Consider the following 19304-nt stretch of genomic DNA (forward strand, 5'->3'; position numbering starts at 1 on the left):
CAGTGACTCCCCCATTATCACGCCGTGGGCGGCCCGTGCGGGCTTCTGGCCCCGGCTCAAGATCACGACAGTGTGATCATAGCGTCGATCCGGCGACGGCTGGATAACGGATCGGTAACCTCCGACACGTCCCGTACACAAAAGGGCGGCCCCACGGACCGGGTCCGTGGGGCCGCCCTCGTGGCGATCAGTAACGGCGGATCAGTGGTGGCCGTGGCCGCTCGTGATCTCCTTGTACTCCTCCGCCCTCGGCTTCGGGATCTGGGCGTGCTCGCCGTAGTAGGCGTTGGACAGCTTCGCCCGCAGCTTCTGCGAGGCCGGGACCTTGCGCTCCACACCGTTCTCGTCGACCGTCGGGCCGATCTCGGCCGGCGTGTACTGCTCGTGCGCGGTGAGGGTGTGCAGCTGCTCCTGGCTGAGCGGCTCGTGCACCTCGATGAACTCACCGTGCGGCAGCCGCTTGATGATGCCGGTCTCGCGGCCGTGCAGCACCTTCTCGCGGTCCCGGCGCTGCAGGCCGAGGCAGATCCGCTTGGTGACGATGTACGCGATGACCGGACCGGCGAACAGGAAGATCCGGACGAAGTAGGTGACGGAGTTGACCGACAGGTGGAAGTGCGTCGCCCACAGGTCGTTGCCGCCACCCACCATGGCCATCGCGAAGAACGTCAGCCAGGCGACACCGAGAGCGGTGCGCGTCGGGGCGTTGCGCGGGCGGTCCAGGATGTGGTGCTCGCGCTTGTCGCCGGTGATCCAGGACTCGATGAACGGGTAGACCGCGATCGAGACCAGCATCAGACCGAAGACGATCAGCGGGATGAGCACACCGAGGACCAGGGTGTGGCCCGCGACGTTGATCTCCCAGCCCGGCATCACACGCACGAAGCCCTCGGAGAAGCCCATGTACCAGTCGGGCTGGGCGCCGGTGGACACCTGGTCCGGGCGGTAGGGGCCCATCGCCCAGATCGGGTTGATCTGCGCGACCGCGGCCAGCACCGCCAGGACACCGAAGACCAGGAAGAAGAAGCCTCCGGCCTTGGCCATGTAGACCGGCAGCAGCGGCATGCCGACGACGTTCTTCTCGGTCTTGCCGGGACCCGCGAACTGCGTGTGCTTGTGGTAGAAGACCAGGATCAGGTGGGCCACCATCAGGCCCAGCATGATGCCCGGCAGCAGCAGGATGTGGATCGAGTAGAACCGGGCCACGAAGTCGTGACCGGGGAACTCGCCGCCGAAGAGGAAGAAGGAGATGTACGTGCCGACGATCGGCACGGACAGCACCAGGCCCTCGGCGATGCGCACACCGGTGCCGGAGAGCAGGTCGTCCGGGAGCGAGTAACCGGTGAAACCGGTGAACATGCCGAGGACGAACAGCAGGAAGCCGAACAGCCAGTTGACCTCACGCGGCTTGCGGAACGCGCCGGTGAAGAACACGCGCATCATGTGCACGAACATGCCGGCGAGGAAGACCACCGCGCCCCAGTGGTGGATCTGCCGGATGAGCAGACCACCGCGCACATCGAAGGAGATGTGCAGGGTCGAGTTGAACGCCTCCGACATCAGCTGTCCCTGCATCGGGACGTAAGAGCCGTGGTACTCCACCTCGTTCATCGACGGGTGGAAGAACAGCGTCAGATAGACACCCGTCAGGATGATGATGATGAAGCTGTACATGCACACTTCGCCCAACATGAACGACCAGTGGTCGGGGAAGATCTTGCGCATGTTGGCCTTGGCCAGGGAGTAGATCCCGAGCCGGCCGTCGGCCCAGTCGGCGACGCGCTCGCCGGCCGGTGCCTTCCCGCGAGAGCGGGACTGTTCGTTCGGTGCAGTACTCATCCGCGCTCCCAGAAAGCAGGACCGACGGGCTCCTCGAAGTCGCCGAGCGCCTGGAGGTAACCCTCACTGTCCACGCCGATCCGCAGCTGCGGCAGAGCGTGGCCGGCGGGACCGAAGATCACTCGGGCGCCGTCGGTGAGGTCGAAGGTGGACTGGTGGCACGGGCAGAGCACGTGGTGCGTCTGCTGCTCGTACAGCGAGATCGGGCAGCCCACGTGGGTGCAGATCTTCGAGTAGGCGACGACGCCCTGGTGCGACCAGTCGAGCTCGCGCTTGTCCTTGATGTCGTCCGGCTGGAGCCGCACGATCATCAGGGCCGCCTTGGCGATCTCGTTCTGGAAGTCCTCGTCGTGCTCCGACATCCCGTCGGGCATGGCGAAGGTCAGCGAGCCGACGGCCACGTCCTCCGGACGCAGCGGCTGGCCGGTGTTCATGTTGACCAGGCGCTTGCCCTTGGCCCACATCGTGTGCCGCAGCTTCGTCTTCGGCGCCGGACCCAGACCGCCCAGCAGCATCACGCCGGAGAGCGGCACCAGCGCCATCGCGCCGAACATGGTGTTGCGGATCAGCTTGCGGCGGCCGAACCCGGACTCCGCGGCACCCTGGCGGAAGTCCGCGTGGACCTTGGCCCGCACCTCCGGCGAGGCCTCGATCGGGTGCCGGTCGTCGGCGATCTCCACGTCCGACATCAGGGTGCGCGCCCAGTGGACCGCGCCCGCGCCGATGCAGAACAGCGCCACGCCCAGCGTCAGGCCCAGCGCGAAGTTCATCGCGCTCAGGTGCCCGATCGGGAAGACGAAGATCGACTTGTCGTTCGGGATCGCCAGGTACGAGACGATGAAGCCGATGGTGGCCAGCATCGACACCGTGAACAGGAACGCCACCGCGCGCTCGGACCGCTTGGCGGCCCGCTCGTCGATGTCCTGGATCCGGTGTTCGTGCGGCGGCAGCCCCGGGTCCGCGAACGGGTTCTCCTCGTCCGCGGTCGCTACCGCGCCGTGTGCGTGGTCCTGCTCAGCGGGCAGGTTCTCTTCAGGAATGTCTTGGCTACTCATGACTTCTTGGCCTTTGCGGTCCGAGCGGCGACCCAGACGGCGACCGCGATCAGCGTGCCGAGGCCGAAGATCCAGCCGAACAGACCCTCACTGACCGGCCCGAGGCCGCCCAGCTCCAGACCACCCGGGTTCTCCGTCTTGTCACCGTTGACCGCGTTCAGGTACGCGATGATGTCCTTCTTGTTCTTCTCCGACATCGTGGTGTCGGGGAAGGACGGCATGTTCTGCGGGCCGGTCTGCATGGCCTCGTAGATGTGCTTCGGAGCGACACCCTCCAGCGTGGGGGCGAACTTGCCCTTGGTCAGGGCACCGCCCTTGCCGGTGAAGTTGTGGCACTGCGCGCAGTTGGTGCGGAACAGCTCGCCGCCCTTGGCGATGTCCGCGCCGTCGGGGCCGTACTGCTGCTTGGTGGGCACGCTCGGGCCGGCGCCCAGCGACGCGACGTACGCGGCGAGCTGGTCGATCTGGGCCTGCGTGTAGGTGGGCTTCTTGCGCGGGACCTGGGCGCCCTGCGAGGTCGCGGCGGGCATACGGCCGGTGCCGACCTGGAAGTCGACGGCCGCGGCGCCGACGCCGACGAGGCTCGGGCCGTCGGAGGAGCCCTGGCCACCGGTGCCGTGGCAGCTGGCGCAGCCGACCTCGTAGAGCTTCTTGCCCTCCTTGATGGTCAGGGACTGGGAGGATTCATCGGCCTGTGCCTTGCCCGCGGGCGCGAACGCGGCGTACAGCCCCCCAGTGGCCGCCAGCGCGAGGAGTAGGACGACGACCGCCGCCAGCGGATGGCGTCGTCGTGCGGAGAGCTTTTTCACGGATTACCCCGGTGTCAGGATCTTCTGCGTCGGTGCTTCTGGATGTGCGGGAGCGATCCCGGCTACTTGATCAGGTAGATCGTGGCGAAGAGGCCGATCCAGACGACATCGACGAAGTGCCAGTAGTAGGACACGACGATGGCGGCGGTCGCCTGCTCGTGGGTGAACCTCTTGGCCATGTAGGTACGGCCGAGGACCAGCAGGAAGGCGATGAGGCCGCCCGTCACGTGCAGGCCGTGGAAGCCGGTGGTCAGGTAGAACACCGAGCCGTACGGGTCCGAGGACAGCGAGATGCCGTCCTTCTTCACCAGCTCGGTGTACTCGTAGATCTGACCGCCGATGAAGATCGCACCCATGATGAAGGTGAGGATGAACCAGCCACGGAGCTTCTTCACATCGCCGCGCTCGGCGGCGAACACGCCGAGCTGGCAGGTGAGGGAGGAGAGCACCAGGATCGTGGTGTTCGTCGCGGAGAAGGGCACGTTGAGCGCGTGCGCCATCTCCTTCCAGTGATCCGGTCCGGTCACCGACCGGAGGGTGAAGTACATCGCGAAGAGGGCCGCGAAGAACATCAGCTCGGAACTCAGCCAGATGATGGTTCCGACGCTGGTGAGGTTCGGCCGATTGACCGACGGGTGCGCGTGCCCTGTTTCTACTGTCGTTGCTGTCGCCACGACCGACATTATGTCGGTCGCTTATCTCGCGCTCACTCCGGGGGGTGCCGTTCGGAGTGTTGCCGCCCCCCGAACCGGTGCTGACGTGGTGTTCGGGGGAGTAGCATCCGCCCAGACGGCCCTGCCCGTCCCGTCCGTACGACGCCGACGTCCCGGAGGAACAATGCAGCCGACCGCCACGGTGCTGGTCTATAGCGACGACTCCACCACTCGCGAGCAAGTACGGCTGGCCGCCGGACGCCGGCCCGCCCCGGACGTCCCCCTGGTGGAGTTCGTGGAGTGCGCCACCCCGGCCGCGGTGGTGCGGGAGCTGGACAAGGGGGGCATCGACGTCTGCGTGCTGGACGGCGAGGCCGTGCCGATGGGCGGCATGGGCGTGTGCCGGCAGATCAAGGACGAGGTGTTCGGCTGCCCGCCGGTGCTGCTGCTCATGGGACGGCCGCAGGACGCCTGGCTGGCCACGTGGAGCCGTGCGGACGCGGCTGTGACGCTGCCGGTGGATCCGGTGGAGTTCGCCGCCGCGCTGGCCTCTCTGCTGCGTCAGAAGAGGCTTGTGGGCGCGTAGGAGCCCGGGGCGCGGGGAGCGTGCGCGAGTGCGGCCCGGTAGGGTCTTCTCGCGCCCACGCGGCGGCAGCCGCATCTCGACACAGTCCCGCGCCCCTTCCGGGGCGCTTACGCGGCCCTCGGCTGTAGGCGTACCGCCTCCGCCGGTGCCGGGGTGTCCGGGGTCCTGTTCGTCAGGGCGCTGCCCGTGCGCCACTTCTTCCAGTCGACGTTCCAGTCGCCGAAGCCGTTGCCGAAGGGCTCCATGGTCTGGCCCTGGGAGTTGACGACCTTGACGATGTCGCCCTCGCGGATGTTGTCGTAGAGCCACTCGGCGTTGGACGTGCTCATCCCGACGCAGCCGTGGCTGACGTTCTCGTAGCCCTGCGAGCCGACGGACCAGGGCGCGGCGTGGACGTACTCGCCGGACCAGGTGACCCGGGTGGCGTAGTACACCGGCAGGTCGTAGGAGTCCGAGGTGCCCTCGGCGATGCCGACGGTGGTGCCGCGCATCCGTACGAAGTACTGCTTCTCCAGTACGACCTTGACACCGTTGCGGGTCTCGAAGCCGGGCTTGCCGGTGGTGACCGGGATCTGCTCGACGGGCTGGCCGTTCTTGTAGTACGTCAGCTGGTGCGCGGCGGCGTCCGTGACGACCTCGACCTTGTCCCCCGTGGTGAGCTTCAGCGGCTTGGACTTCCCGCCCCACAGCCGGTCGTTGACACGGACGCCGTCCAGGTTGCTGTGCACCCGGATGGTCGCGTGGGCCGGCCAGTACTCCTTGGGCCGGTAGTGGAGCTCCTTGTCGTTCACCCAGTACCAGGAGCCCGGCACGGCCGGCACGGACTCCACCCGCAGGGCCCGCTCCACGACGGCACGCTGCGCCTTGTCCTTGATCCCCTGGTCCAGTTGGGCGGTGATGGGCTGTCCGACGCCGTAGGTGCCCGTGCCCGGCCCGAAGGTGACGGCCAGGCGCTTCTTGCCGGCGGGCTTGCCGGTGTCGAACGCGAGGGTCTTGCGGCCGGGCGCGCCGTCCTCGTCCTCGGTGCTCACCGTGACCGTGTAGTGGGCGCCCGCGGCCAGCGGGGAGGTGCTGTGCCAGCGGCTGCCGTCGGCGGCCAGTTCGCCCGTCACATAGCGCCCTGTGGAGTCCCGGGCGGTGACGTCCGTGATCCGGCCCTCACCGCTGTTGACGGTGACCTCCAGGGGCTTGTCCGGGTCGGCTCGCCTGCCCGCTTCGGTGGGGCCGTTGAAGGAGATCAGGTCCGCTGCGTCGTACGGCCTGGCCGACAGGGGGTTGCCGTCCGAACCGCAAGCGGTGACGCCCGCACCGAGGGCGGTCACCAGCAGGGTGCAGCCGACGACGGTACGAGTCCGCACAGTGTGGTTCATATGGTCACGCTATGAGATCAAATGATTACCGGCGCGACGGATCACTCATCCGAGCGAACGATGCTCCGGCAAACGAGTGGAGCCCGGACCCTCCGTGAGGAAGGTCCGGGCTCCCGGTGCGTCCGATGCCCTACTGGGTCCGGTTCTCACCGTGGTAGTACTCGAACACCCAACCGAACAGGCCGATCACGATGAACGGGGCGGAGAAGTAGATCAGCCACCAGCCGACCGCGATGCTGAGGAAGGCGATCGCACCGCCGAAGCCCAGCATGAGCGGCTGCCAGCTGTGCGGGCTGAAGAAGCCCAGCTCGCCCGCGTCGTCCGCGACGTCGGCCTCCTTGTCGTCCTGGGCGCCCGCGTCGACCCGCCGGGCGGTGAAGCCCAGGTAGAAGCCGATCATGACGGCCAGGCCGAAGGCCAGGAAGAGCGCGGTGGTACCGGCCGGCTCCTTCGACCACACGCCATACACGATGGCCATGATCAGGATGAAGACGCTCAGCCAGATGAACATCCGACCCTGGATCTTCACTTGCCGGCCTCCTTGCTGCCCGCGACGGCGGTGCCGTGACCGGCGTGCTCGAGCTGTTCGAGCGCGGCGATCTCCGGGTGGTGCAGATCGAACGCCGGGGATTCGCTGCGGATCCGCGGCAGGGTGAGGAAGTTGTGCCGCGGCGGCGGGCAGGAGGTCGCCCACTCCAGGGAGCGGCCGTAGCCCCACGGGTCGTCCACGCCGACCGGCTTGCCGTACTTGGCCGTCTTCCACACGTTGTAGAGGAACGGCAGGATCGACAGGCCGAGCAGGAAGGAGCTGATGGTCGACACCGTGTTCAGCGCGGTGAAGCCGTCGGCGTTCAGGTAGTCGGCGTACCGGCGCGGCATGCCCTCGGCGCCCAGCCAGTGCTGGACCAGGAAGGTGCCGTGGAAGCCGATGAACAGCGTCCAGAAGGTGATCTTGCCGAGGCGCTCGTCCAGCATCTTGCCGGTCCACTTCGGCCACCAGAAGTGGAAGCCGGAGAACATGGCGAAGACGACCGTACCGAAGACCACGTAGTGGAAGTGGGCCACCACGAAGTACGAGTCGGAGACGTGGAAGTCCATCGGCGGCGAGGCCAGGATGACACCGGTCAGACCACCGAACGTGAAGGTGATCAGGAAGCCGGTGGCCCAGAGCATCGGCGTCTCGAAGGAGAGCGAGCCCTTCCACATCGTGCCGATCCAGTTGAAGAACTTCACACCGGTCGGCACGGCGATCAGGAAGGTCATGAAGGAGAAGAACGGCAGCAGCACCCCGCCGGTGACGTACATGTGGTGGGCCCACACGGTCACGGACAGACCGGCGATCGCGATCGTCGCGGCGATCAGACCCATGTAGCCGAACATCGGCTTACGGGAGAACACCGGGATGACTTCGGAGATGATGCCGAAGAACGGCAGGGCGATGATGTACACCTCTGGGTGTCCGAAGAACCAGAAGAGGTGTTGCCACAGCAGTGCGCCGCCGTTGGCCGCGTCGAAGATGTGGGCGCCGAACTTGCGGTCCGCCTCCAGGGCGAACAGCGCGGCGGCCAGCACCGGGAAGGCCAGCAGGACCAGCACACCGGTCAGCAGCACGTTCCACACGAAGATCGGCATCCGGAACATGGTCATGCCCGGGGCACGCATGCAGATGATCGTGGTGATGAAGTTGACCGAGCCGAGGATCGTGCCGAAGCCGGAGAAGGCCAGACCCATGATCCACATGTCGGCGCCGACGCCCGGCGAGCGGACCGCGTCCGACAGCGGGGAGTAGGCGAACCAGCCGAAGTCGGCCGCACCCTGCGGGGTGAGGAAGCCGGCCACCGCGATGAGCGAGCCGAACAGGTACAGCCAGTAGGCGAACATGTTCAGCCGCGGGAACGCCACGTCGGGCGCGCCGATCTGCAGCGGCATGATCCAGTTCGCGAAACCGGCGAACAGCGGCGTCGCGAACATCAGCAGCATGATCGTGCCGTGCATCGTGAACGCCTGGTTGAACTGCTCGTTCGACATGATCTGCAGGCCCGGACGGGCCAGCTCGGCGCGCATGATGAGCGCCATCACGCCGCCGATCAGGAAGAACGCGAACGACGTCGCCAGATACAGCGTGCCGATCGTCTTGTGGTCGGTGGTCGTCAGCCACTTCACCACGACATTGCCGGGTTGCTTGCGCCTGACCGGCAGCTCGTCGGCGTACGAGCCTTCAGCTGCCGCGGCACCCTGGGGTTCGTTGAGGATGCTCACAGGTTGTTCGTCTCCCGGTTCTTCTCGTGGCTCGTCTGCGCGATGCCGGCGGGAATGTAACCGGTCTGCCCCTTCTTGGCGAGGTCCTTGAGGTGCTGCTCGTAACGCTCGGGGGAGACGACCTTCACGTTGAACAGCATCCGGGAGTGGTCGACGCCGCAGAGCTCGGCGCACTTGCCGAGGAAGGTGCCCTCCTTGTTGGGGGTCACCTGGAAGGCGTTGGTGTGGCCCGGAATGACGTCCTGCTTCATGAGGAACGGCACCACCCAGAAGGAGTGGATGACGTCACGCGAGGTCAGGACGAAGCGGACCGTCTTGCCCTTGGGGAGCCAGAGCGTCGGACCGGGGTTGTTCGTCTGCGGGTTCCGCGTGCCGGGCGTACCGACGTCGTAGACACCGCCGGCGTTCGCCGGGAACTGGTCCTTGAACCGGTCCGGAATGGCGTCCAGGTTCTTGTCGGTCTTGGCATCGCCGGTGGAACCGGGGACGTTCTCGATGTAGTTGAAGCCCCAGCTCCACTGGAAGCCGACCACGTTGACCGTGACGTCGGGCTTCTTGGAGGTGTCCAGGAGCTTCGACTCGTCCCGGGCCGTGAAGTAGAAGAGCACCGAGATGATGATGATCGGGACCACGGTGTACAGGGCCTCGATCGGCATGTTGTACCGGGTCTGCGGAGGAACCTCGACCTTGGTGCGGCTGCGCCGGTGGAAGAAAGCACTCCACAGGATCAGGCCCCACACCAGCACGCCGACGGCGAGCGCGGCAGCCCAGGAACCCTGCCACAGGGAGAGGATCCGCGGAGCCTCTTCCGTGGTCGGGGTGGGCATGCCAAGGCGGGGGAAGTCCTTGTATGTGCAACCGGTTGCGGTCGCCAGGACCAGGCCCGCGGTCAGTGCCTGCAGCAGCTTCCGCCGCATCGGGCGCCGCGGCGAGCGGTCGGAGCCGTTGGGACTCACGTAGCGCCTTCCCGAGAGTCTCGCCCGCGCGGTCGGCTGCGGCCTTCTCGCTGGTCGGTCGCCGCCCTGCGTCGGGCAGGGGTTTGGATGTTTATGCGGACCAAACCCTAGCCGACGCTCTCCGAGGGTTCGCGGGGAGGGGGGCCTACTGAGTGGAGTGGTTCGCTTAATTGGCGGCTGCGGGCGTGTCGTGGCTGGTCGCGCAGTTCCCCGCGCCCCTGGGTTGGCTGCCTCCGCCGGGGTCTTAACGTTGCCGTATGGCCTACTTTGACGCTGCCTCCGCCGTTCCTCTCCACCCGGTTGCCCGACAGGCTCTGTTGGCCTCTCTGGACGAGGGGTGGGCCGATCCCGCGCGGTTGTACCGGGAGGGGCGGAAGGCTCGGGTGTTGGTGGACGCGGCTCGGGAGGCGGCCGCGGAGGCCGTCGGCTGCCGGGCCGACGAGGTGGTGTTCACGCCGTCCGGGACGCGGGCCGTACACACCGGGATCGCGGGGGCGTTGGCCGGGCGGCGGCGGGTGGGACGCCACCTGATCGTGTCTGCCGTCGAACACTCCTCCGTACTCCATTCGGCTGAGGCGTGGGAGGCGGACGGCGGGAGCGTCACCCAGGTGGCCGTCAACCGGGCGGGAGCCGTCGACCCTTCGGGGTACGCGGAGGCGCTCCGGGCGGACACCGCGCTGGCCTGCCTGCAGTCGGCCAACCACGAGGTGGGCACCGAGCAGCCGGTGGCCGAGGTGGCCGAGGTGTGCCGGGCCGCCGGGGTGCCGCTGCTGGTGGACGCGGCGCAGTCGCTGGGCTGGGGGCCGGTCGGGGGTGACTGGTCGCTGCTGACGGCCAGCGCGCACAAGTGGGGCGGGCCCTCGGGGGTCGGGCTGCTCGTCGTCCGCAAGGGGGTGCGGTTCGCCGCCCAAGGGCCGGTGGACGAGCGGGAGTCGGGCCGGGCGCCCGGTTTCGAGAACATCCCGGCCATCGTGGCGGCGGTGGCCTCGCTGCGCGCGGTACGGGCCGAGGCGGCCCGGGAGGCGGTACGGCTGCGGGAGCTGACGGAGCGGATCCGGGTCCGGGTGCCTCAGCTGGTACCGGACGTGGAGGTGGTCGGCGACGCCGGGCGCCGGCTGCCCGGGATCGTCACCTTCTCCTGCCTCTACGTGGACGGCGAGGCCCTGTTGCACGAGCTGGACCGGGCCGGCTTCTCGGTCTCCTCCGGCTCCTCGTGCACGTCCAGCACGCTGACGCCCAGCCATGTGCTGAAGGCGATGGGGGTGCTGAGCGAGGGCAACGTCCGGGTGTCGCTGCCGCCCGGCACGGCGGAGGAGGACGTGGAGCGGTTCCTGGAGGTGCTGCCGGGGACGGTGGCCGGGGTGCGGGAGAAGCTGGGCGCACCGGCGCCGGCGACGGCCGTCCGGGCTCGGGAGCTGGTCGTCGACTCCCTGGGCAAGCGCTGCCCGATCCCGGTCATCGAGCTGGCGAAGGTGTTCGGCGGGGTCCCGGTGGGCGGCCTCGTACGGGTCCTGTCGGACGACGAGGCCGCCCGCCTGGACATCCCGGCGTGGTGCCAGATGCGGGGGCAGGAGTACGTGGGCGAGGAACCGGCGGAACGGGGAACGGCGTACCTGGTCCGCCGGGTGAGCTGAACGCCCCGCGGACCTCAGCTCAGGTGGGTGCGGACCTCCTCGCCCGCCTCTTCGCCGTACGCCTTCACGAACCGCTCCATGAAGTGGGTCCGCCGCAGCTGGTACTCCTGCGTCCCCACGGTCTCGATGACCAGGGTGGCGAGCATGCACCCGATCTGCGCCGCGCGCTCCAGCGAGACGCCCCAGGCCAGCCCGGACAGGAAACCCGCGCGGAAGGCGTCGCCGACGCCGGTGGGGTCGGCCTTGCGGTCCTCCTCCGGGCAGCCGACCTCGATCGGGTCCGCGCCGGTCCGCTCGATGCGCACGCCCCGCGAGCCGAGGGTGGTGACCCGGTGGCCGACCTTGGACAGGATCTCCGCGTCGCTCCAGCCGGTCTTGGACTCGATGAGGCCCTTCTCGTACTCGTTGGAGAAGAGGTAGGTCGCGCCGTCCAGCAGTATCCGGATCTCCTCGCCCTCCATCCGGGCGATCTGCTGGGAGAAGTCGGCGGCGAACGGGATGTTCCGGGAGCGGCACTCCTCGGTGTGGCGGAGCATCGCCTCGGGGTCGTCGGCGCCGATGAGGACCAGGTCGAGGCCGCCCACGCGGTCCGCGACGGTCTTCAGCTCGATGAGGCGGGCCTCGCTCATCGCGCCGGTGTAGAAGGAGCCGATCTGGTTGTGGTCGGCGTCGGTGGTGCACACGAAGCGGGCGGTGTGCAGCGTCTCGGAGATGCGGACCGAGTCCGTGTCCACGCCGTGCCGGTCGAGCCACGCCCGGTACTCGTCGAAGTCGAAGCCGGCGGCGCCGACCAGGATCGGGCGGGTGCCGAGCTGGCCCATGCCGAAGGCGATGTTGGCGGCGACGCCGCCGCGGCGGACGTCGAGGTTGTCGACCAGGAAGGAGAGCGAAACCGTGTGCAGCTGGTCCGCGACGAACTGGTCGGCGAAGCGGCCGGGGAAGGTCATGAGGTGGTCGGTGGCGATGGAGCCGGTGACTGCGATGCGCACGACGGGGATTCTCCTGGGGAGGCTGGATTGACAGTTCACGCTACCGGTTCGGCCGCCCGCACTGAAGCTGACGAAACTACCCGATAGTAGATCTTTCTTCGCGGCCCGTGCCGTGCGTACGGTGCGCCCATGACGAACCCCGAGGTCTTCTCCCGCCCCCCGGCCGAGCCCGACGGCGGCCTCGCCTCGCTGTGGGGCGACTGCGCCCGGATGGTTCCGCACTGGGCGGCCCCGGAGCGGGCCGAGTCCCGTCCGGTGTCCCCGTCCCGGATCCACGGGGTGTCCGTGCCGGCGCGGTCGGCACGGCTGCTGGACGCGATGTCGGAGTACGGCGACTGACCGGGAGGACGTGACCGGGAACCGCGCGCCGCCCTCCCGCGTCCCATCGCCGTCCCCCGCGCGGGGAGCGCGGGGCACGACCAGCGAGGAGCGATGCGGTGAACACCGAGCACCCTGAGGACTCCGGCGCCCCGGAGCGCCACGGGACCGGACGGACGAGGCGGCGCCCCACCGCGCTCGTCGTCTCCGTCGCCACCGCCGCCGTGCTGCTCGTCGGCGGCGGCGGGGCCTACCTGGCGGCCGGCGGCCAGAGCGCGTCCACGGACGCCCCGGCCGCGCCCGCGGGGGCCCGCACTCCCCCGCCGCTCGCCCTGGACGGCTGGACCGGTTCCGGCACCGGCACCGGCGGTGTCGCGCCCGGCGAGCCCGATCCGTCCGGTGCCCGGTACGTGGCCGCCGGCGAACTGCCGGACGGACCCGGCTCGGCACCGGTGTACGGGCCGGGGGCCGAGGCCGGCCGGGAGCGGGTGGCGCGGCTGGCGCGGGCGCTCGGCATGGACGGGACCCCGGTGGCCGAGGGCCGGATCTGGCGGGTCGGCGGCCGGGACGGCTCCGGACCGGCCCTGACGGTGCACCGGGACGCGCCGGGCAGCTGGTCGTACAGCCGGTACGCGCCCGGCACCGACGACTGCCGCAAGGTGACCGTCTGCTCCCCCGGCCCGGGCGCCCCGGCCGGCGATCCGGTGGGCGTGGCCGACGCCGAGCGGGCGGCCGCGCCGGTGCTGGAGGCGGCCGGGCTGGAGGGCGCGAGGACCGACGCGAGCCGGGTGACGGGCGCCCAGCGGGTGGTGGACGCCGATCCGGTGGTGGGCGGGCTGCCCACGTACGGCTGGACGACCGGCCTGACCGTCGGCCGCGGGGGTGAACTGGTCGGCGGCCACGGGCTGCTGGCCGCGCCGGTGAAGGGCGACACGTATCCCGTGCTGGGCGCGGCGCGCACGCTGGAGCTGATGAACGGGGCGGCCGGGGGCGGCCACCGGATGGGGATCGGCGGGTGCGCGAGCCCGGTGCCGCTGAAGGACCGGCTGGAGGCGCCGTGCGGGGCGTCCACGGGGGTGCCGAAGCGGGCGCGGGAGACGCTCTCCGTGGACAAGGCGGTGTTCGGGTTGGCCGCGCACTCGGTGGGCGGGCGGCAGACGCTGGTGCCGTCCTGGCTGTTCCGGGTGCGGGGGGCCGGCGGGGGCGAGGCGTTCACGGTGACGTATCCGGCGGTCGACCCGGCGTATCTGACGCCCGCCTCCGCGTCCGCGTCCCCCGCGCCGGTGCCGTCCGGGAGGAGCCGGAGCGTGCCGGTGACCTCGTACTCGGCCGACGGGCGGATGCTGCGGGTGGGGTTCTCCGGCGGGGTGTGCGCCGACTACCGGGTCTCGGCGCGGGAGAGCGGCGACCGGGTGACGGTGACGGTCACCGAGACGCCCTGGCCGGACCGGGTGTGCGTGCTGATCGCCAAGGAGTACGTGAAGACCGTGACGCTGGACGCGCCGCCGGCCGGGCGGACGGTGACCGGCGCGGACGGCCGGGAGATCCCCGAGGCCGCGCCGGGCGCGCTGCGGCCGGACGCGTCGGCACGGCCGCGCTGAACCGGCCCGCTGGTTCCTGACCCGGCCGGCGGGTCACCGGCGGACGAAGGCCCGCCGGTTGGCGACAGACGAAGGCGGCGGCCCCCGTGGAGGGGACCGCCGCCTTCACCGTCCGGTGCCGTCTGGGCTCAGCTGAAGGAGTCGCCGCAGGCGCAGGAGCCGGTCGCGTTCGGGTTGTCGATCGTGAAGCCCTGCTTCTCGATCGTGTCCACGAAGTCGACGGTGGCGCCGCCCAGGTACGGAGCGCTCATGCGGTCCGTGACGACCTTGACCCCGCCGAAGTCCTTCACGACGTCGCCGTCGAGCGAGCGCTCGTCGAAGAAGAGCTGGTAGCGCAGGCCGGAGCAGCCGCCGGGCTGGACGGCGACACGCAGCGCGAGGTCGTCGCGGCCTTCCTGGTCGAGCAGGGCCTTGACCTTGGCCGCGGCGGCGTCGGTCAGGATGATGCCGTCGGTGACGGTGGTGGTCTCGTCCGATACGGACATCTACATCTCTCCCGGGTTGTACGGAGACTGCTTGCCGACGTATGCAACCGGCGCTGCCGCGGTTTCATTCCGGGCCGGGCGATCGCGCTGTCGCGTTGTCGCGTTTTTGTGTCGCTTCCTCATGCTCGCACATGGCCCGTCGGGGGGACAGCGGCTCGGAGAAGGGCCCCGGCGGGATTCACGTCACATCGACGCTATGGCCATCGTCAAAGTGACATGAAGCGGTTATGATAATAGCGTCAGTTAGACGAAAAGTAGAAAGGGTGCGTGTCGTGACCACCGCCCAGACCCCGGAGCTCGACGTGCAGCCGAGTCCGCTCGCCCTGCTGCTGCTCGGCCGTGAGGCCGACCCGAAGAGCGAGCGGGGCGTCGAGTGTCCCGGCGACCTGCCGTCGCCGTCCGACCCCGACCTGGTCGAACGCGCCCGCGCGGCCAAGGAGAAGCTCGGCGACAAGGTCTTCGTGCTCGGCCACCACTACCAGCGCGACGAGGTCATCCAGTTCGCCGATGTCACGGGTGACTCCTTCAAGCTGGCCCGGGACGCCGCCGCGCGCCCGGAGGCCGAGTACATCGTCTTCTGCGGTGTGCACTTCATGGCCGAGTCGGCGGACATCCTGACGTCCGACGACCAGAAGGTGGTCCTGCCCGACCTGGCCGCCGGCTGCTCCATGGCGGACATGGCGACGGCCGAGCAGGTCGCCGAGTGCTGGGACGTGCTGACCGAGGCCGGGATCGCCGAGCAGGTCGTCCCCGTCTCGTACATGAACTCCTCCGCCGACATCAAGGCGTTCACCGGCAAGCACGGCGGCACGATCTGCACCTCCTCCAACGCCAAGCGGGCGCTCGACTGGGCGTTCGAGCAGGGCGAGAAGGTGCTGTTCCTGCCGGACCAGCACCTGGGGCGCAACACCGCCGTCCGGGACATGGGGATGTCCCTGGACGACTGCGTGGTCTACAACCCGCACAAGCCGAACGGCGGCCTGACCGCCGAGGAGCTGCGGGCCGCGAAGATGATCCTTTGGCGCGGCCACTGCTCGGTGCACGGCCGGTTCAGCCTGGACTCGGTCAACGACGTGCGTGCCCGCATCCCCAGGGTGAACGTCCTGGTCCACCCGGAGTGCCGGCACGAGGTCGTCGCGGCGGCGGACTACGTCGGCTCGACCGAGTACATCATCAAGGCCCTGGAGGCCGCCCCGGCCGGTTCCAAGTGGGCCATCGGCACCGAGCTGAACCTGGTCCGGCGGCTGGCGAACCGTTTCGCGCCCGAGGGCAAGGAGATCGTCTTCCTCGACCGTACGGTCTGCTTCTGCTCGACCATGAACCGCATCGACCTGCCCCACCTGGTCTGGGCGCTGGAGTCGCTGGCCGAGGGCAACCTGGTCAACCGGATCGAGGTCGACAAGGAGACGGAGGCGTTCGCCAAGCTGGCGCTGGAGCGGATGCTGGCGCTGCCGTAGCCCCCGGCGGTACGACGTGAGGAAGGGGCCGCACCCTCGGGTGCGGCCCCTTCCTGCTTTCCGCCGTGGCTAGACCCCGGCCGGCTCCGGCGTCCGTTCCGTGTCCGGCCGCCGCTTCGCCGCCCGCTTCTTCGCCCGGCGCTCCTTGCGCAGCTCCAGCATCGCGTAGAGCGTCGGGACGAGGAGGAGGGTCAGCAGGGTGGAGGTGATCAGGCCGCCGATGACGACCACGGCGAGGGGCTGGGCGATGAAGCCGCCCTCGCCGGTGACGCCCAGGGCCATCGGGAGCAGGGCGAAGATGGTCGCCAGCGCCGTCATCAGGATCGGGCGGAGCCGGTGCCGGCCGCCCTCGATCACGGCGTCCACCACGCCGTGGCCCTGTGCCCGGTACTGGTTGATCAGGTCGATCAGCACGATCGCGTTGGTCACCACGATGCCGATCAGCATCAGCATGCCGATCATCGCGGGCACGCCCATCGGGGTGCCGGTGGCCACCAGCAGGCCGATCGCGCCGGTCGCCGCGAAGGGGACGGAGACCAGCAGGATCAGCGGCTGGGCGAGCGAGCGGAACGTCGCGACCAGCAGCACGAAGACGATCGCGATGGCCGCCAGCATGGCCAGGCCCAGGTTCTTGAACGCGTCGTCCTGGTCGGAGGAGACACCGCCGATCTCGGCCGTGGCGCCCGCCGGGAGCTTCAGCGCCTTGATCCTCGACTGGAGCTTGCCGCTGATCGCGCCCGTGTTGTCGCCCGTCGGCCGGGCCGTGACGGTGGCCGCGCGCTGCCCGTCGATGCGGGTCATGGACACGGGGCCGTCGACCAGCTTCACCGTGGCGATGTCGCCGAGCTTCACCGGGCCGAGGCGCAGGTCCTTCAGCCGATCCAGGGTGGTCGCGGGCTCGGCCGGCCGTACGACGACGTCCCGCTCGGTGTCGTCCAGGACCGCCTTGGCCGCCGTCGTGCCGCGCACCGCCTGCGCGACCGCCGCGCCGAGCTTCTGGTCGTCGAACCCGGCGGCCGCCGCCTTCGCGTTGGCCCTGACCGAGATCCGCGGCACGCTCTGCGCGAGGTCGCTGGTGACGTCCGTGACGTGGTCGAGGCCGGCGACAGTGGCGCGGACCTGCTCCGCCGCCGTCCGCAGCGCCTTCGGGTCGGATGCCTTGACCACCACGCTCAGGTCCTGGCTGCCGAAGCCGTCACCGGCCGAGACGGTGGTCGTACCGATGCCGTCGAGCTTCTTCAGCCCGTCCTCCAGGTGCCGCCGCACCTCGTCGTAGGAGGCGGAGTCCTCCAGCATGACCTGGTACGACGCCTGGTTGGTGTCGGTGCCGCCGCCGAAGGCCGCCAGGAGGCCGGAGGAGCCGACGGTGACCTGGTAGTCCTTCACTCCCTCGGTGGAGGCCAGCAACTTCTCCACCCGCCGGGCCTGCGTGTCGGTGGCCGCCAGGCTGGTGCCGGGCTTCAGCTTCTGCTTGATCGTGAGGACCTCCTGCTCGCCCTGGTCGAAGAAGTTCGTCTTCAGCAGGCCGGACATGCCGAAGGTGACGACCAGGACGACGAGCGCGATGAGCACGCTGGTGAGCCGGCGCCGGGTGGCGAACCGCAGTACGGGGACGTAGGCGCGCTGCAGACGGCTGTCGGCCTCCTTCTCCTCGGCCTTGCGGCGGGCCTCCGCGGCGTCGTCGGGGGTGCCCTTGGGGGCGCGCAGGAACCAGTACGACAGCACCGGCACGACCGTCAGCGACACCAGCAGGGAGGCCAGCAGGGCCGCCGTCACGGTGATGCTGAACGAGCCGAACAGGGCGCCCACCATGCCGCCGACCAGGCCGATCGGCAGGAACACGGCGACCGTGGTGAGGGTGGAGGAGGTGACCGCGCCGGCCACCTCGCGCACGGCGGTGAGGATGGCCTCCTTGCGCTCCTCGCCGTAGCCGAGGTGCCGCTTGATGTTCTCCAGGACCACGATCGAGTCGTCCACGACCCGGCCGACGGCGATGGTCAGCGCGCCGAGGGTGAGCATGTTCAGCGACAGGCCGCGGGTCCACAGCACCAGCAGGGCGAGGACCACGGACAGCGGGATGGACACCGCCGTGACCAGGGTCGAGCGGACCGACGCCAGGAAGAACAGGATCACCACGACCGCGAAGAGCAGACCGAGCGCGCCCTCGGTGGTCAGGCCCTTGATGGACTTGGACACGGCCGGACCCTGGTCGCTGACGACCGTCAGCTCGGCGCCGGAGCCGAGGTCCGCGCGCAGTGCGGGCAGCTTGTCCTTGACCGCGTTGGAGATGGAGACCGCGCTGCCGTCGTGGGCCATCGTGACGTTGACGGCGAGGCTGGGCCGGCCGTCGGTGCGGGCGAGGGAGTCGGCCGGGGCCGGGCGCTCCTCGACGGTCGCCACGTCGCCGAGGCGGACCGGCTCGCCCTTGCCGGTGACCATCAGGTCCTGGATCTGCTTCAGCGAGGTGAAGCCGCCGCCGACCTGGACGGTGCGGTTGGCGCCGTCCTCGTCGAAGGAGCCGGCCGGGACGGTGGCGCCGCCCGCCTGGAGGGCCTGGCCGAGGTCGGCGGCGGTGAGACCGGCGCGCGCGAGCTTCGCGTCGTCCGGGGTGACGGTGACCTGGCGGTCGCGGACGCCCATGACCTGCACGCGGCCGACGCCGTCGATGTCCTTCAGGGCCGGGACCACCGTGGTGTCGAGCTGGTCCGCGAGCGCCTGCTGGTCCTTGTCGGAGGTGACGGCGAGGACCACGGTCGGCAGGTCGTCGGTGGACCCGGAGACCACCTGGGGGTCGACGTCGTCCGGGAGCTGGTTGCGGGCCCGGTTCACCGCCTGCTGGACGTCGGCGACGATCCGCGCGGTGTCGTTGCCGTAGTCGAAGGACGCCATGATCACGGCGTTGCCCTCGCTCGCGGTGGAGGTGACACCGGTGACGCCGTCGACGCCCTGGAGGTTGTCCTCGAGGGGCTCGACGACCTGCTTCTCGACCACGTCGGGCGAGGCGCCCTGGTACGGCGCGATCACCGACACCATGGGCAGTTCTATGGTGGGCAGCAGCTGCTGTTTGATCTGGGGTATCGCGATCAGCCCGAAGGCGAGCGCGACCAGCGACACGAGCCCGACGAGGGCCCGTTGCGCGAGGCTGAAGCGGGACAGCCAGGACATGGATCAGGTTCTCTCATCCCGGGGACGGCACAGGTCTCCACCACCCTGAGCCATCCCGGACGGCCCCGCCGTAGGCCCCAGGTCCCGTTCCCCGCCGGGCCCCTACTCCGCGCGCAGTACACGCGGGT

General features: G+C 69.6%; 16 protein-coding genes. 5 read left to right on the forward strand and 11 right to left on the reverse strand.

Translation table 11 applies throughout. The features are described 5' to 3' along the window. Positions 1-201: 201 nt before the first annotated feature. The 4 genes from qcrB to ctaE all read right to left on the reverse strand — a co-directional run bounded on the left by qcrB (position 202) and on the right by ctaE (position 4386). Positions 202-1839 (reverse strand): cytochrome bc1 complex cytochrome b subunit, encoded by a 1638-nt coding sequence (gene qcrB / locus IE251_RS09790; protein ID WP_189752508.1) that lies wholly within the window; start codon positions 1837-1839, stop codon positions 202-204. Next, the gene (gene qcrA / locus IE251_RS09795; RefSeq protein ID WP_167512970.1) at positions 1836-2894 is read right to left on the reverse strand and encodes a cytochrome bc1 complex Rieske iron-sulfur subunit; all 1059 of its coding nucleotides are present in this window, start codon (positions 2892-2894) and stop codon (positions 1836-1838) included. The genes qcrB and qcrA overlap by 4 nt, the downstream gene beginning before the upstream one ends. Further along, a complete protein-coding gene (gene qcrC, locus IE251_RS09800; RefSeq protein WP_189752509.1) occupies positions 2891-3703 on the reverse strand; it encodes a cytochrome bc1 complex diheme cytochrome c subunit in 813 nt (270 codons plus the stop codon). Before qcrC ends, qcrA begins: the two co-directional genes overlap by 4 nt. A 62-nt stretch (positions 3704-3765) precedes the next feature. Continuing rightward, positions 3766-4386 (reverse strand): aa3-type cytochrome oxidase subunit III, encoded by a 621-nt coding sequence (gene ctaE / locus IE251_RS09805; protein WP_030616646.1) that lies wholly within the window; start codon positions 4384-4386, stop codon positions 3766-3768. Between the two features lie 154 nt (positions 4387-4540). Here ctaE and IE251_RS09810 point away from each other — a divergent pair, with 154 nt between their 5' ends. Beyond that, complete coding sequence (locus IE251_RS09810; protein ID WP_189752510.1) at positions 4541-4942, forward strand: response regulator; 402 nt, start codon at positions 4541-4543, stop codon at positions 4940-4942. 107 nt (positions 4943-5049) lie between these two features. On the opposite strand, the gene IE251_RS09815 is transcribed toward IE251_RS09810, so the two are convergent. The 4 genes from IE251_RS09815 to ctaC form a co-directional block, all read right to left on the reverse strand. Beyond that, a complete protein-coding gene (locus IE251_RS09815) occupies positions 5050-6312 on the reverse strand; it encodes a L,D-transpeptidase (RefSeq protein WP_189752511.1) in 1263 nt (420 codons plus the stop codon). Between the two features lie 130 nt (positions 6313-6442). Continuing rightward, entirely contained in the window at positions 6443-6841 is a 399-nt protein-coding gene (locus IE251_RS09820; protein ID WP_189752512.1) for a cytochrome c oxidase subunit 4, read from the reverse strand. Then, on the reverse strand, positions 6838-8571 hold the full coding sequence (gene ctaD / locus IE251_RS09825) for an aa3-type cytochrome oxidase subunit I (RefSeq protein ID WP_030616657.1): 1734 nt from the start codon (positions 8569-8571) through the stop codon (positions 6838-6840). Before ctaD ends, IE251_RS09820 begins: the two co-directional genes overlap by 4 nt. After that, positions 8568-9527 carry an aa3-type cytochrome oxidase subunit II gene (gene ctaC / locus IE251_RS09830; protein ID WP_030616660.1) on the reverse strand — a complete coding sequence of 320 codons (960 nt, stop codon included), beginning with the start codon at positions 9525-9527 and terminating at the stop codon, positions 8568-8570. The genes ctaD and ctaC overlap by 4 nt, the downstream gene beginning before the upstream one ends. A 257-nt stretch (positions 9528-9784) precedes the next feature. On the opposite strand from ctaC, the gene IE251_RS09835 reads away from it, so the two are divergent. After that, complete coding sequence (locus IE251_RS09835) at positions 9785-11161, forward strand: cysteine desulfurase/sulfurtransferase TusA family protein (protein WP_189752513.1); 1377 nt, start codon at positions 9785-9787, stop codon at positions 11159-11161. A gap of 14 nt (positions 11162-11175) precedes the next feature. Here the strand turns inward: IE251_RS09835 and IE251_RS09840 are convergent, their stop codons facing one another. Beyond that, positions 11176-12150: a carbohydrate kinase family protein gene (locus IE251_RS09840; protein WP_189752514.1), complete on the reverse strand. Its 975-nt coding sequence runs from the start codon at positions 12148-12150 to the stop codon at positions 11176-11178. Positions 12151-12279: 129 nt separating this feature from the next. On the opposite strand from IE251_RS09840, the gene IE251_RS09845 reads away from it, so the two are divergent. Together IE251_RS09845 and IE251_RS09850 are read left to right on the forward strand one after the other, a co-directional pair. Next, positions 12280-12489 carry a hypothetical protein gene (locus IE251_RS09845; RefSeq protein WP_189752515.1) on the forward strand — a complete coding sequence of 70 codons (210 nt, stop codon included), beginning with the start codon at positions 12280-12282 and terminating at the stop codon, positions 12487-12489. 98 nt (positions 12490-12587) lie between these two features. Continuing rightward, positions 12588-14069 (forward strand): hypothetical protein, encoded by a 1482-nt coding sequence (locus tag IE251_RS09850; protein WP_229896675.1) that lies wholly within the window; start codon positions 12588-12590, stop codon positions 14067-14069. A gap of 128 nt (positions 14070-14197) precedes the next feature. On the opposite strand, the gene IE251_RS09855 is transcribed toward IE251_RS09850, so the two are convergent. Further along, a complete protein-coding gene (locus tag IE251_RS09855; protein WP_030340884.1) occupies positions 14198-14554 on the reverse strand; it encodes an iron-sulfur cluster assembly accessory protein in 357 nt (118 codons plus the stop codon). Positions 14555-14826: 272 nt separating this feature from the next. Between IE251_RS09855 and nadA the strand changes: the two genes are divergently transcribed. Further along, a complete protein-coding gene (gene nadA / locus IE251_RS09860) occupies positions 14827-16011 on the forward strand; it encodes a quinolinate synthase NadA (protein WP_189752516.1) in 1185 nt (394 codons plus the stop codon). Positions 16012-16080: 69 nt separating this feature from the next. Here nadA and IE251_RS09865 read toward each other — a convergent pair whose 3' ends face one another. After that, positions 16081-19176, reverse strand: coding sequence for an efflux RND transporter permease subunit (locus tag IE251_RS09865; protein ID WP_189752517.1), 3096 nt, complete (start codon positions 19174-19176; stop codon positions 16081-16083). Positions 19177-19304 lie beyond the last annotated feature (128 nt).

It is taken from the genome of Streptomyces eurythermus, assembly GCF_014649115.1.
GTDB classification, from domain to species: Bacteria; Actinomycetota; Actinomycetes; order Streptomycetales; family Streptomycetaceae; genus Streptomyces; species Streptomyces eurythermus.